Below are 13,082 nucleotides of genomic sequence, written 5' to 3' on the forward strand. Positions count from 1 at the left end.
GAATTTCGCTCTACCATCACCACCAAGCTTTTGATTTATTCCACATCTTTTAAAGCATAGGGGCACGGAACCACATGCGTTTCACACTGCAGCGCGAAGCCTTCCTCAAGCCATTGGCGCAAGTCGTCAATGTGGTCGAACGCCGCCAGACCTTGCCGGTTCTGGCCAACTTCCTGGTGCAGGTGCAGGGCGGCCAGCTGTCGCTGACCGGTACCGATCTGGAAGTGGAAATGGTCTCGCGCATTGCGGTCGACGATGCCCAGGACGGCGAAACCACGATCCCGGCGCGCAAGCTGTTCGAGATCGTGCGTGCCCTGCCCGACGGCAGCAAGGTCACCGTGTCCCAGTCCGGCGACAAGATCACGGTGCAGGCCGGGCGCAGCCGCTTCACCCTGGCCACGCTGCCCGCCAACGACTTCCCCTCGGTCGACGAAGTGGAAGCCACCGAACGCGTGGTGGTGCCGGAAGCGGCGTTGAAGGAGCTGATCGAGCGCACCGCGTTCGCGATGGCGCAGCAGGATGTGCGTTATTACCTCAACGGCCTGCTGTTCGACCTGCGCGACCAGACCCTGCGCTGCGTGGCCACCGACGGCCATCGCCTGGCGCTGTGCGAGACCGAGCTGGAGAACGCCGGCGGCGCCAAGCGCCAGATCATCGTGCCGCGCAAGGGCGTGACCGAGCTGCAGCGCCTGCTGGAAGGCGGCGAGCGCGAAGTCGAGCTGGAAGTCGGCCGCGCGCACGTGCGGGTCAAGCGTGACGATGTCACCTTCACCTCCAAGCTGATCGATGGCCGCTTCCCCGATTACGAAGCGGTGATCCCGATCGGGGCCGATCGCGAGGTCAAGCTGGATCGCGAAACCCTGCGCGCGGCACTGCAGCGTGCGGCGATCCTGTCCAACGAGAAGTACCGCGGCGTGCGCGTGGAAGTCTCACCGGGCCAACTGAAGATCAGTGCGCACAACCCGGAACAGGAAGAAGCGCAGGAAGAAGTGGAGGCGGACACCAAGGTCAGCGACCTGGCGATCGGCTTCAACGTGAACTACCTGCTCGACGCCCTGTCTGCGCTGCGCGAGGAGTTCGTGGTGATCCAGCTGCGCGACGCCAACTCGTCGGCATTGGTTCGGGAAGCGAGCAGCGCCCGCTCCCGTCATGTGGTGATGCCGCTGCGTCTCTGACGTTCCCGTTTCGTGTTCCACGTGGAACACGTGCGAAAGCGACCCGGCCTTGTGCCGGGTTTTCTTTTTTTGGAGCGCTGTGAAACTGCTTTTGTCCCGAGGAAAGCGGTGCCGAGTTGTCGCTTCAGGGAAAACGGGGGCCCTCGAGCTCCACGCGGCGTTGGAGCGTCTTCGCCAGCGCGGCCAGCAAGATGGGCAGCTTAGGCGTGTGGCGTTGTCGCTCTGTCAGCCATACACCCCTTGGATGGCTACGCTCCAGCCGCCGCCAGATCCTCATAGAACGTTGCTTTGCTGGAAAGGCCCAGCTGGATCAGGGCAGGCCTGCCCTGCATAGCCCAAGGCATGACTCCCGCGCGACGCCTCGATCAGCCCATTGAGACGGCGCTCGCGCCGCGCCGCGGGCAGCAACGCCTCACGGCACCCGCAGACCATTTTGGGTATGCTGCCGCCCTGCCCCAACCTCGATCTGCGTGCGCCCGGTGCGAGCGCCCTCGCCTCTATCCCCGCATGCACGTCTCCCGTCTCGACTTCCATCACCTGCGCCGGTTCACGACGCTCGAGCTGGCGCCCGCGCCCGGGCTGAACCTGATCACCGGCGACAACGGCGCCGGCAAGACCACCGTGCTCGAGGCGATGCACCTGATGGCCTACGGTCGCAGCTTCCGTGGTCGCGTGCGAGATGGCCTGGTTCGGCAGGGACAGGACGCTTTGGATGTCTTCGTCGAATGGCAGGAGCAGGCGGGCGACCCAGGCACGACTCGCCGGCGCCGCGCAGGCCTGCGTCACAGCGGTCAGGAATGGCGCGGCCGCCTCGACGGCCAGGACGTCGCCCATCTCGGCACGCTGTGCGCCGCGCTGGCAGTGGTCACCTTCGAGCCAGGGAGCCATCTCCTGGTCAGCGGCGGCGGCGAGCCACGGCGTCGCTTCGTCGACTGGGGCTTGTTCCACGTGGAACCTGACTTTCTGTCGCTGTGGCGACGCTATGCCCGCGCGCTCAAGCAGCGCAATGCCCTGCTCAAGAGCGGTGGCAGCGGCGCAGCGCTGGATGCCTGGGACCACGAACTGGCCGAGTCCGGTGAGCCGCTGACCTCGCGTCGCCAGGACTACCTGGACCGGTTGCTGCAGCGCCTGCTCGCCCTCGCCCCGGATCTGGCGCCGGCGCTGGGCATCGCGCATTTGCAGTTCGCGCCCGGCTGGCGGCGCCAGGAGGTGTCGCTGGCCGACGCGCTGCTGCTCAACCGCGAACGCGACCGTCAGCTTGGCTATACCTCGGCCGGTCCACACCGAGCCGATTGGAGCCTCAGCTTCGTCGAGATTCCCGGCCGCGATGCGCTCTCCCGTGGCCAGGCCAAGCTCACCGCCCTGGCCTGCCTGCTGGCCCAGGCCGAGGACTACGCCGAGCAGCGCGGCGAGTGGCCGGTGATCGCCTTGGACGATCTGGCCTCGGAACTGGACCGCCACCATCAGGCGCGCGCTCTGGAGCGACTGCGTGCCGGGCCGGCCCAGGTCTTCGTCACCGCCACCGAAACCCCGCAGGCGCTGGCCGATGCCGGCCTGCCGATCGCGCGGTTCCACGTGGAACATGGGCAGATCCTGGCCCTTTCCTAGCCCGCCGCGGGTCCGGCGGCCCGGGCTGCTATAATTTCTGCCAATCCCCTATCCAGCGGCGCGAACCGGCCCCCGCCTGTCTTCGCCGCCTCGTGGAGCCTACGGCACCCGCATGACCGACGAACAGAACACCCCGCCCAGCAACGGCAACTACGACGCCAACAGCATCACCGCCCTGGAAGGGCTGGAGGCGGTCCGCAAGCGGCCCGGCATGTACATCGGCGACGTCCATGACGGCACCGGCCTGCATCACATGGTGTTCGAGGTCGTCGACAACTCCATCGACGAAGCGCTGGCCGGGCATGCCGACCACGTCGCGGTGACGATCCACGCCGATGGTTCGGTCTCGGTGTCGGACAACGGCCGCGGTATTCCGGTCGGCAAGCACGCGCAGATGAGCGCCAAGCTCGGCCGCGAGGTCTCCGCCGCCGAAGTGGTGATGACCGTGCTGCACGCCGGCGGCAAGTTCGACGACAACAGCTACAAGGTGTCCGGCGGCCTGCACGGCGTGGGCGTCAGCGTGGTCAACGCGCTGTCGGAGAAGCTGCTGCTGGACGTGTTCCAGGGCGGCTTCCACTACCAGCAGGAATTCAGCAATGGCGCGGCCGTCGCGCCGCTGGTGAAGCTGGGCGAGACCAGCAAGCGCGGCACCACCGTGCGCTTCTGGCCGTCGGTCGTGGCCTTCCACAACAATGTGGAATTCCACTACGACATCCTGGCGCGCCGCCTGCGCGAGCTGTCCTTCCTCAATTCCGGGGTCAAGATCGTGCTCGCCGACGAGCGCGGCGAGGGCCGGCGCGACGACTTCCACTACGAGGGCGGCATCCGCAGCTTCGTCGAGCACCTCGCGCAGCTGAAGACCCCGCTGCACCCGAACGTGATCTCGGTCACCGGTGAGCACAACGGCATCACCGTGGACGTGGCGCTGCAGTGGACCGACTCCTACCAGGAGACGATGTACTGCTTCACCAACAACATCCCGCAGAAGGACGGCGGCACCCACCTGGCCGGCTTCCGCGGCGCGCTGACCCGCGTGCTCAACACCTACATCGAGCAGAACGGCATCGCCAAGCAGGCCAAGATCAACCTGACCGGCGACGACATGCGCGAAGGCATGATCGCGGTGCTGTCGGTGAAGGTGCCGGACCCGAGCTTCTCCAGCCAGACCAAGGAAAAGCTGGTCAGCTCCGACGTGCGCCCGGCGGTGGAGAACGCCTTCGGCGCACGCCTGGAAGAGTTCCTGCAGGAAAACCCCAACGAGGCCAAGGCGATCGCCGGCAAGATCGTCGATGCCGCCCGTGCCCGCGAGGCCGCGCGCAAGGCAAGAGACCTGACCCGTCGCAAGGGCGCGCTGGACATCGCCGGCCTGCCCGGCAAGCTGGCCGACTGCCAGGAAAAGGATCCGGCGCTGTCGGAGCTGTTCATCGTCGAGGGTGACTCGGCAGGCGGCTCGGCCAAACAGGGCCGCAACCGCAAGAACCAGGCGGTGCTGCCGCTGCGCGGCAAGATCCTCAACGTCGAGCGCGCGCGCTTCGACCGCATGCTGTCCTCCGACCAGGTCGGCACGCTGATCACCGCGCTGGGTACCGGCATCGGCCGCGACGAGTACAACCCGGACAAGCTGCGCTACCACCGCATCATCATCATGACCGACGCCGACGTCGACGGCGCACACATCCGCACCCTGCTGCTGACCTTCTTCTACCGGCAGATGCCGGAGCTGATCGAGCGCGGCTACGTCTACATCGGCCTGCCGCCGCTGTACCGGCTCAAGCAGGGCAAGCAGGAGCTGTACCTGAAGGACGACAACGCGCTCAACGCCTACCTGGCCAGCAGCGCGGTCGAAGGCGCGGCGCTGGTCCCGGCCAGCAACGAGCCGCCGATCACCGGCGCGGCGCTGGAGAAGCTGCTGCTGCTGTTCGCCAGCGCCAACGAGGCGGTGGCGCGCAATGCGCACCGCTACGACCCGGCGCTGCTGAGCGCGCTGATCGACCTGCCGCCGCTGGACGTCGCCCAGCTCGAGAGCGAGGGCGAAGCGCATCCGAGCCTGGACGCGCTGCAGGCGGTGCTCAACCGCGGCAGCCTGGGCTCGGCGCGCTACGCGCTGTCCTTCGAGCGCGGCAGCGAGCAGAAGCCGGCGATGTTGAAGGTGGTGCGCCGTCACATGGGCGAAGAGCTCACCAGCTGGGTGCCGATGGCCGCCTTCGAGAGCGGCGAACTGCGGGCCTTGCGCGAGGTCGCGCTGGCGCTGCACGGGCTGGTGCGCGAGGGCGCGCAGATCGTGCGCGGCAACAAGACCCAGGCCATCAGCAGCTTCGCCCAGGCGCATGCCTGGCTGTTCGAGGAGGCCAAGAAGGGCCGACAGATCCAGCGCTTCAAGGGCCTGGGCGAAATGAACGCCGAGCAGCTGTGGGAGACCACGGTGAACCCGGACACGCGCCGCCTGTTGCAGGTGCGCATCGAGGACGCGGTCGCCGCCGACCAGATCTTCAGCACCCTGATGGGCGATGTGGTCGAGCCGCGCCGCGACTTCATCGAAGAGAACGCGCTGAAGGTCGCCAACCTCGACATCTGACCGTGGCGGTGCCCGTCCCCGGCCTGCGTGCCGGGACGGGGCGTCCCGCTGCGCCTTCCGCCCGCTTCCGCCCAGGACCGCGATGACCGCACCGCCGTTGCCCGCCACCCCGCTGCCGTTGCCGTCCGCGCCGCCGGCCCGCCCGCGCCGGCCGATCCTCGGGTTCTTCCTCGACGTGCTGCTGGCGGCGGTGGTGCTGCTGGCGGTGAGCGTGCTGAGCGGCCTGGTCTGGGGCGTGATCCGCGGCTTCCAACTGGCGATGGAACTGAAGGCGCACGGCATCCCCGCAGATCGTCTGGCATCGGTGGTGGCGCAGCGGGTCGGCCAGCCTGGCGCGCTGGCGCAACTGCTGATCGCCCTGGTCAGCACGCTCTCCGCGGCGCTGTTGCTGTACTTCCTGCGCCGCCCGGCCAGCGCCGCCGAGCGGCGTGCCTCGTGGCAGGCGGCGCGCACGCCGTCGACCTGGGGCTGGGTGCTGCTGGTCGCGGTCGGGGTGTTCGTCGGCAGCGCGGCGATTTCCGCGCTGGCGGCGCAGGTCGGCATCAAGCCGGTGCCGACCAACCTGCCGTTGATGCAGGACGCGATGGCGCAGATGCCGCTGTTCCTGATCGTGTTCGCCGTGGTGATCGCCCCGGCCTACGAGGAACTGCTGTTCCGCCGCGTGCTGTTCGGGCGGCTGTGGGACGCAGGCCGGCCGCGGTTGGGCATGCTGCTCAGCGGCGCCGCCTTCGCCCTGGTGCACGAAGTACCGGGGACCACCGGCAACAGCCTGGCCGCGACCGCGCAGCTGTGGCTGGTCTACGGCGGCATGGGCGCGGCGTTCGCCTGGCTGTACAAGCGCACCGGCACCTTGTGGGCGCCGATCGCCGCGCATGGCCTCAACAACGCCATCGCGGTCGCCGGGCTGTACTGGTTTGGCGCAACCTGAAGGTTTGTTTGACGAAATGTTAAGACGCGGCCCTCCACACTGCGACGCGTGTCAGGAGGGGGGACCGTATGAAGCAAGTGGTACTTGGCGCGTCGCTCGCGATGCTGCTGGCAGCGTGTGCGACGACGACATCGCCAACCGGGCGCACCCAGGTCGTCGGCGGCATCTCGCAACAACAACTCGACCAGATGGGCGCGCAGGCGTTCGCCGAAGCCAAGGCCAAGGAACAGCTGGACACCGATCCCAAGCGCAACGCCTACGTGCGCTGCGTGGTCAACGCGCTGGTCGCGCAATTGCCCGACCAATGGCGCGGCACCGGCTGGGAAACCGCGCTGTTCAACGACAAGGAACCAAACGCGTTCGCCCTGCCCGGCGGTAAGGTCGGGGTCAACAGCGGCATCTTCAGCGTGGCCAAGAACCAGGACCAGCTCGCCGCCGTGCTCGGCCACGAGATCGGCCACGTCATCTCGCGCCATCACGAAGAACGCATCACCCGACAACTCGGCGCGCAGGCAGGCCTGAGCGTGATTGGCGCGCTGGCCGGCGCCCGCTATGGCCAGGGCGCGGCCGATACCGTCGGCCAGGTCGGCGGCATGACCGCGCAGACGCTGTTCCTGCTGCCCGGCTCGCGCCAGCAGGAAGCCGAAGCCGACGTCGTCGGCCAGCGCCTGATGGCACAGGCTGGTTTCGACCCGGCGCAGGCGGTGGAACTGTGGAAGAACATGATGGCCGCCGGCGGCGACCGTCCGCCGCAGTGGCTGTCCACCCACCCCGATCCCAGTGCCCGCATCGGCGAGCTGCAGCGCGACGTCGCTGCGCTGGAACCGGTCTATGCGCAGGCGCGCAGTGCCGGCAGGACGCCCAAGTGCGGCTGAGCCTGGCGTCGTCCCTGCGCCGGCCGCCGGCACTGTCACAGAAAACGCATCCAAAAACGTTTTCACGGCGTACAGGTTTCTGATAGGTTTGCTGGCTCGGCCGAGGAACGGCCGCTCCGTCTTCCGTGCCGCTCCGGGCGGTATCCACCGAGGTGACCCATGAAATTCCGCATTCGCAAGCAAGCGTTGTTGTCCCTGGTGATCGCCGCCGCCCTCGGTGGCGCGGTGGTGACCGATGCCGCTGCGCAGAGCGATCGCACCGACCACCGTTCCTCGCGCAATGCCAAGAACGAGAAGGCGGCGGTGCTGTTCCCCAACGCCGAGCGCAAGGAGCCCAACGGCAAGCCCTCGTCCAAGCTCGGCAGCAAGCTGCAGAAGCTGATCGACACCTACAACAAGGGCGAGGACTACGCGTCGGTGCGCAGCCAGGCCGATGAGATCCTGGGCAACAGCGGCGCCAACGAATACGACAAGTCGGTCGCCGCGCAGCTGGCCGCGCAGGCCGCCTACAACCTCGACGACAGCAAGGCCGCGCAGGCGTACCTGAAGCAGGCGATCCAGTTCAACGGCCTGGACAACAACGGCCATTACCAGTCGATGCTGATGCTGGCGCAGCTGCAGCTGCAGGACGACCAGACCGCCGAAGGCCTGGCCACGCTGGACAAGTTCCTCGCCGAAACCAAGTCGACCCGTCCGGAAGACCTGATCCTCAAGGGCCAGGCCCTGTACCAGGCGCAGCGCTACCAGGAAGCGATCCCGGCGCTGAAGCAGGCCATCGCCGCGTCGCCGGAACCGAAGGACAGCTGGAACCAGCTGCTGATGGCGTCCTATGCCGAGGCCGGCCAGACCGGCGAGGCGGTCAAGGCCGCCGAGGCGCTGGCGGCCAAGTCGCCCAACGACAAGAAGGCCCAGCTCAACCTGGCCAGCATGTACATGCAGGCCGACCAGATGGACAAGGCCGCAGCGGTGATGGACAAGCTGCGCACCTCCGGTCAGCTGACCGACGAGAAGGAATACAAGCAGCTGTACTCGATCTACGCCAACACCGACGGCCATGAGAAGGACGTCATCGCGGTCATCAACGAAGGCATGCAGAAGGGCATTCTGAAGCCGGACTACCAGACCTACCTGGCGCTGGCGCAGTCTTACTACTACACCGACCAGCTGCCGCAGGCGATCGAGAACTGGCAGAAGGCCGCGCCGCTGTCCAAGGACGGCGAAACCTACCTCAACCTGGCCAAGGTGCTGCATTCGGAAGGCCGCGTGGCCGAGGCCAAGCAGGCGGCGCAGCAGGCGCTGGCCAAGGGCGTCAAAAAGCCGGAAGACGCCAAGAAGATCATCAACCTGAAGTAGCACGCAAAAAAAGCCCCCGATTACCAGTGCTGAAAGTAGTGCAGGTAACAGGGATTGGTATAAGCTTGGAGGTTCCTGCGGTGTCATCGCCGCGTGAACTTGGGTCCCGCTCCACCGCGGGATCCGCCCCCCTTTAATCGAGTCATTGGCGCATGACGGAACAACTGGTCATCCATCGGCATTACGACAAAGATGACGCCTCCGGCCTCAGCTGGCCGCGCATCATCGGTATTGCCTTCGTAATCGCGCTGCACCTTGCAGCGCTGATGTTGCTGCTGATTCCGGCCGTTGCGCCCAAGGCGGTGGCGGAGAAGGAACGCAACATCATGGTCACCCTGGTGGACGCACCGCCGCCGCCTCCCCCGCCGCCGCCGCCGCCGCCGAAGCCGCCGGAAACTCCGCCGCCGCCGGTGAAGAACCTGGCGCCGCCGAAGCCGACCCCGCTGCCGCCGCCGCCGGAAGCCCCGGTGATCGACGTGCCGACGCCGCGCGACACGGACATCGCCACGCCGCCGTCGCCGCCCGCGCCGCCGGCGCAGCCGACCGACATCGGCGCGAGCGTCGATATCTCGTCGAAGAACATGAACCCGCCGAAGTACCCGCCGGCTGCATTCCGGTCGGGCGCACAGGGCGAGGTGATCCTGATCATCGACGTCGATGCCAGTGGTAACGTCACGAACGTTGCCGTCGAGAAATCCAGCCGCAACCGCGACCTGGACCGCGCCGCCATGGAAGCAGCGCGCAAGTGGCGGTTCAATGCCGCTGTCGTCAATGGACAGAAGACCGCCGGCCGCGTTCGCGTCCCGGTCAACTTCGCGCTGAACTGATACAAAGGTTGCGCGGACCGGCGCACCGCCGGTCCGCAAGCCCTGTCTACTCTTTGCACCACCCTCATCACCACCACACACAACAAAGGTAAGCGTCATGCTGCAGGAAATTTTCATCGCCGCTGCTGCGGGGGGCAACAACGCATCGAACGCCCTGTCGCAGATGGGCTTCGAGCACCTGATCACCGAAATGACCTCCAAGCCGGGTGACTTCGCCGTCTCCTGGGTGGTGCTCATCACCCTGATCATCATGTCCGCCTCGTCCTGGTACTGGACGATCATCAACATCTTCCGCGCCACCCGTCTGAAGAGCCAGGCAGACCGCGTCACCAGCCTGTTCTGGGACACCCCGAACGCCCAGGACGCCATCCGTGCGATGGAAGAGCAGCCGGCCTCCGAGCCGTTCTCGAAGATCGCCCTGGACGCTGCGCAGGCCGCCGCGCACCACCAGCGCGCCGAAGCCGGCACCGGCACCGGCCTGGGCGAGACCCTGAGCCGTTCGGAGTTCGTCGACCGCGCCCTGCGTCAGGCCGTGACCCGCGAAAGCACCAAGCTGCAGTCGGGCATGACCCTGCTGGCGACCGTCGGTGCGACCGCGCCGTTCGTCGGTCTGCTGGGTACCGTGTGGGGCATCTACGGCGCGCTGATCAAGATCGGTGCCACCGGCTCGGCCTCGATCGACGCCGTCGCCGGCCCGGTCGGTGAAGCGCTGATCATGACCGCGATCGGTCTGTTCGTCGCGATCCCGGCCGTGTTCGCCTTCAACTTCTTCAGCAAGGTCAACAGCTCGGTGATCGCCAAGTTCGACACCTTCGCTCACGACCTGCACGACTTCTTCGCCACCGGTTCGCGCGTTCGCTGATCCCGGCTAAGTCGTCCACGCAACGTTAACGGAGCCCGTTATGGCTTTCAGTAGTGGTAACAGCGGCGGCCCCATGGCCGACATCAACGTCACGCCCCTCGTGGACGTGATGCTGGTGCTGCTGATCATCTTCATCATCACGGCACCGCTGATGTCCCACAAGGTCAAGGTGGAGCTGCCCCAAGCCAACTTGAAGCAGGATCCGGACAAGGACGACAAGCGTTCGAATCCGATCACCCTGGCGGTCAAGGAGGATGGGTCGCTGTACTGGAACGACGAGCCGATCTCCAAGGAAGCCCTGGAGTCGCGCTTCTCGACCGCTGCACAGCAGACCCCGCAGCCGCCGCTCAACCTGCGTGGCGACCGCACCACCAAGATGCGCACGATCAACGAGATCACCAAGATCGCGCAGAGTCAGGGCATGCTGGACGTCGGCTTCGTTGCGACCAAAGAGAAGGGGAACTGAGCCATGGCGTTCAGCTCAGGAGGCGGCCGTGGTCCCATGGCCGACATCAACGTCACGCCGCTGGTCGACGTGATGCTGGTGCTGTTGATCATCTTCATCGTGACCGCGCCGATCATGACGTACCCGATCGACGTGGATCTGCCGCAGCGGGTCATCAACCCGCCGCCGCAGTTGCGCGATCCGCCGCCGCCGATCGATCTGCGGATCGATGCGTCGAACCAGGTGTTCTGGAACAACAGCCCGGTGGCGGTGACTGCGCTCCCGCAGATGATGGAAAACGAAGTCCAGCGCGATCCGACCAACCAGCCGGAACTGCGCATCGATGCCAATCCGGATTCCGAGTACGAAGTGATGGCCAAGGTGCTGGCCGCCGCCAAGAACTCGGACATGAAGAAGATCGGCTTCGTGCAGCAATAAGCTTCAACGCAATCCGTTTCACCGCAACACCTCAGTCATGACGCGACTGCAAACGCCACCGGAAACGGTGGCGTTTTTTTGTGCGTGCACGCTTGGTTGCCCTGCCCATTGCGACGATGCCGGCCTGCGGTCCGGCATGTAGCGCGGTATGTCGTCCCGAGTGTGGACGTGCCTCCCTTCTCGACTGCACCCGGCCTGGACCGTTGGGAGCTTCGCCGCCGGACCGAGCCGAATCCGCCCCGCGCCTGTCGCCGCCTCTCGCATCCCGCCGCGCCGCGGGTGTAGGCTGGTGGCGCGACACCACAACACCCACAGGAGGCTGGCCATGGCGTTCAGTGCTGCAGGGAATCGGGGACCGCTGGCGGAGATCAATGTCACTCCGCTGGTCGATGTGATGCTGGTGCTGTTGATCATTTTCATCGTCACCGCGCCGATGCTGACGCGAACGATCACCATGGACCTGCCGCAGCGGACGCCGGCGCTCTCCAGACCCCTGCCGCCACCGGACCCGATCCAGTTGCGCCTGGATGCCAGTGGCCAGTTGTTCTGGAATGCCGCGCCGCTGGCCTTGCGCGATCTGCAGCCGCGGCTGCAGGAGGCGATGGCGCAGGCGGCCGGCAATCCGCCCGAGCTGCGCATCGATGCCAGCCCGGACGCCGACTACGAGGCCATGGCCAAGGTGCTGGCGGCGGCCAAGAACGCCGACGTGCAGCGCATCGGTTTCGTGCAGTAACAGGCAGCCGGCGATGCGACGCCACCGTTGTCGGTGGCGTCGCCCGCTCGGGCACCGCACGGCGCCCCGCCAGGGGGAGACAGCCAAAGACCCACGCTGATTGGATTGCGCCGAGCGCGAGCACTGCAGCACGCGATGGCTGCCAAGCGGCCAGTCTGCCAGGGAAGCGCCCTGCCTCGCGTTGCCGGCGTCGCTCAGCGTGCGCCGGCCAGCACTGCCAGATAGGCCTTCACCGTGGCGTCGAGCCCGGCGTAGAGCGCCTCGCCGATCAGCGCGTGGCCGATCGACACTTCCAGCACGTCCGGGACCGTCGCCAGGAACGCGCCGAGATTGGCCTGGGCCAGATCGTGGCCGGCGTTGACGCCCAGTCCGGCGGCCTGCGCGCGGCCTGCGGCGGCGGCGAACGGCGCTGCCGCGGCACTGTCGCCCTGCTCCCACGCGGCGGCATAGGGACCGGTGTACAACTCGATGCGGTCGGCGCCCAGTTCGGCCGCCACCGCCAGGGCGGGATTGTCGGCATCGACGAACAGGCTGACACGGCAGCCCAGGGCCTTCAGCTCGGCGATCAGCGGACGCAGGCGGTCGCTGTCGCGGCCGAAGTCGAAGCCGTGGTCGGAGGTGAGTTGGCCGTCGCCGTCGGGCACCAGGGTGGCCTGCGCCGGGCGCGTCTGCGCGCACAGCGCGATCAGCCCGGGATAGCCGGGCCGCGGTGGCGCGAACGGGTTGCCCTCGATGTTGAATTCGACGCCGCCCTCGCGGGTCAGCTCGGCCAGCGCCAGCACGTCCTCGGCATGGATGTGGCGCCGGTCCGGGCGCGGGTGCACGGTGATGCCGTGCGCGCCGGCATCCAGACAGGCGCGCGCGGCGTCGAGCACGCTAGGCAGGTCGCCGCCGCGCGAATTGCGCAGCACCGCGATCTTGTTGACGTTGACGCTGAGCTTGGTCATCGCCGGTGAATCGCTTACGGCGCCGCGGCGTCGTCGCTGGCGGCGGCCGCGGCGCGGCGCGCCTCGGCCTGCTCGCGCAGCCGGCGCAGTTCGGCCGGGTCGATCATCGGCATCGCGTCGCGCTGGCTGGCGTCGCCGATCTTGGCCACGTACCAGCCGCGTGCCCAGGCCAGCAGGAAGGCCAGCGCGGCCAGCAGGCTCACCACCAGCAACCACATGTGCGGCGTCGTGAACGCCAGAACGAAAGCACCCAGCGCGAGCGGCAGAAAGAGCCAGTACATGACGATCTCCCCAAGGATGGCGCAGTGTAGCGCCG

General features: G+C 67.2%; 13 protein-coding genes. 11 read left to right on the forward strand and 2 right to left on the reverse strand.

Translation table 11 applies throughout. The annotated features are described in order from the left end of the window. Positions 1–74: 74 nt before the first annotated feature. The 11 genes from dnaN (at position 75) to J7357_RS07210 (ending at position 11,819) form a co-directional block, all read left to right on the forward strand. Complete coding sequence (gene dnaN, locus J7357_RS07160) at positions 75–1,175, forward strand: DNA polymerase III subunit beta (RefSeq protein WP_010340416.1); 1,101 nt, start codon at positions 75–77, stop codon at positions 1,173–1,175. A gap of 507 nt (positions 1,176–1,682) precedes the next feature. Next, on the forward strand, positions 1,683–2,783 hold the full coding sequence (gene recF, locus J7357_RS07165) for a DNA replication/repair protein RecF (protein WP_209245575.1): 1,101 nt from the start codon (positions 1,683–1,685) through the stop codon (positions 2,781–2,783). A gap of 112 nt (positions 2,784–2,895) precedes the next feature. Further along, positions 2,896–5,358 (forward strand): DNA topoisomerase (ATP-hydrolyzing) subunit B, encoded by a 2,463-nt coding sequence (gene gyrB, locus J7357_RS07170; protein ID WP_209245576.1) that lies wholly within the window; start codon positions 2,896–2,898, stop codon positions 5,356–5,358. Positions 5,359–5,440: 82 nt separating this feature from the next. Further along, on the forward strand, positions 5,441–6,286 hold the full coding sequence (locus J7357_RS07175; RefSeq protein ID WP_209245577.1) for a type II CAAX endopeptidase family protein: 846 nt from the start codon (positions 5,441–5,443) through the stop codon (positions 6,284–6,286). A 68-nt stretch (positions 6,287–6,354) separates the two neighbouring features. Next, positions 6,355–7,161 (forward strand): M48 family metallopeptidase, encoded by an 807-nt coding sequence (locus tag J7357_RS07180; protein WP_209245578.1) that lies wholly within the window; start codon positions 6,355–6,357, stop codon positions 7,159–7,161. Positions 7,162–7,320: 159 nt separating this feature from the next. Continuing rightward, positions 7,321–8,514, forward strand: a complete 1,194-nt coding sequence (locus J7357_RS07185; protein WP_010340411.1) for a tetratricopeptide repeat protein — start codon at positions 7,321–7,323, stop codon at positions 8,512–8,514. A gap of 152 nt (positions 8,515–8,666) precedes the next feature. After that, on the forward strand, positions 8,667–9,341 hold the full coding sequence (locus J7357_RS07190) for an energy transducer TonB (protein WP_209245579.1): 675 nt from the start codon (positions 8,667–8,669) through the stop codon (positions 9,339–9,341). Between the two features lie 97 nt (positions 9,342–9,438). Next, entirely contained in the window at positions 9,439–10,203 is a 765-nt protein-coding gene (gene exbB, locus J7357_RS07195) for a TonB-system energizer ExbB (RefSeq protein WP_010340667.1), read from the forward strand. 40 nt (positions 10,204–10,243) lie between these two features. After that, a complete protein-coding gene (locus tag J7357_RS07200; RefSeq protein WP_010340666.1) occupies positions 10,244–10,669 on the forward strand; it encodes a biopolymer transporter ExbD in 426 nt (141 codons plus the stop codon). A 3-nt stretch (positions 10,670–10,672) separates the two neighbouring features. Then, positions 10,673–11,086 (forward strand): biopolymer transporter ExbD, encoded by a 414-nt coding sequence (locus tag J7357_RS07205; protein ID WP_026143210.1) that lies wholly within the window; start codon positions 10,673–10,675, stop codon positions 11,084–11,086. Between the two features lie 325 nt (positions 11,087–11,411). Continuing rightward, on the forward strand, positions 11,412–11,819 hold the full coding sequence (locus tag J7357_RS07210; RefSeq protein ID WP_010340664.1) for a biopolymer transporter ExbD: 408 nt from the start codon (positions 11,412–11,414) through the stop codon (positions 11,817–11,819). Positions 11,820–12,013: 194 nt separating this feature from the next. Here the strand turns inward: J7357_RS07210 and J7357_RS07215 are convergent, their stop codons facing one another. Both J7357_RS07215 and J7357_RS07220 read right to left on the reverse strand, forming a co-directional pair. Beyond that, positions 12,014–12,766 carry a pyridoxine 5'-phosphate synthase gene (locus tag J7357_RS07215; protein ID WP_209245580.1) on the reverse strand — a complete coding sequence of 251 codons (753 nt, stop codon included), beginning with the start codon at positions 12,764–12,766 and terminating at the stop codon, positions 12,014–12,016. Between the two features lie 14 nt (positions 12,767–12,780). Next, positions 12,781–13,047: a hypothetical protein gene (locus J7357_RS07220; protein ID WP_010340662.1), complete on the reverse strand. Its 267-nt coding sequence runs from the start codon at positions 13,045–13,047 to the stop codon at positions 12,781–12,783. Positions 13,048–13,082 lie beyond the last annotated feature (35 nt).

The organism is Xanthomonas sp. D-109, from assembly GCF_017746095.1.
GTDB lineage: Bacteria > Pseudomonadota > Gammaproteobacteria > Xanthomonadales > Xanthomonadaceae > Xanthomonas_A > Xanthomonas_A sacchari.

Bases quoted from the DNA above. Each gene is read 5' to 3' on its own strand.
- dnaN (WP_010340416.1), top strand. From the start codon at position 75: ATGCGTTTCACACTGCAGCGCGAAGCCTTCCTCAAGCCATTGGCGCAA.
- recF (WP_209245575.1), top strand. From the start codon at position 1,683: ATGCACGTCTCCCGTCTCGACTTCCATCACCTGCGCCGGTTCACGACG.
- gyrB (WP_209245576.1), top strand. From the start codon at position 2,896: ATGACCGACGAACAGAACACCCCGCCCAGCAACGGCAACTACGACGCC.
- J7357_RS07175 (WP_209245577.1), top strand. From the start codon at position 5,441: ATGACCGCACCGCCGTTGCCCGCCACCCCGCTGCCGTTGCCGTCCGCG.
- J7357_RS07180 (WP_209245578.1), top strand. From the start codon at position 6,355: ATGAAGCAAGTGGTACTTGGCGCGTCGCTCGCGATGCTGCTGGCAGCG.
- J7357_RS07185 (WP_010340411.1), top strand. From the start codon at position 7,321: ATGAAATTCCGCATTCGCAAGCAAGCGTTGTTGTCCCTGGTGATCGCC.
- J7357_RS07190 (WP_209245579.1), top strand. From the start codon at position 8,667: ATGACGGAACAACTGGTCATCCATCGGCATTACGACAAAGATGACGCC.
- exbB (WP_010340667.1), top strand. From the start codon at position 9,439: ATGCTGCAGGAAATTTTCATCGCCGCTGCTGCGGGGGGCAACAACGCA.
- J7357_RS07200 (WP_010340666.1), top strand. From the start codon at position 10,244: ATGGCTTTCAGTAGTGGTAACAGCGGCGGCCCCATGGCCGACATCAAC.
- J7357_RS07205 (WP_026143210.1), top strand. From the start codon at position 10,673: ATGGCGTTCAGCTCAGGAGGCGGCCGTGGTCCCATGGCCGACATCAAC.
- J7357_RS07210 (WP_010340664.1), top strand. From the start codon at position 11,412: ATGGCGTTCAGTGCTGCAGGGAATCGGGGACCGCTGGCGGAGATCAAT.
- J7357_RS07215 (WP_209245580.1), bottom strand. From the start codon at position 12,766: ATGACCAAGCTCAGCGTCAACGTCAACAAGATCGCGGTGCTGCGCAAT.
- J7357_RS07220 (WP_010340662.1), bottom strand. From the start codon at position 13,047: ATGTACTGGCTCTTTCTGCCGCTCGCGCTGGGTGCTTTCGTTCTGGCG.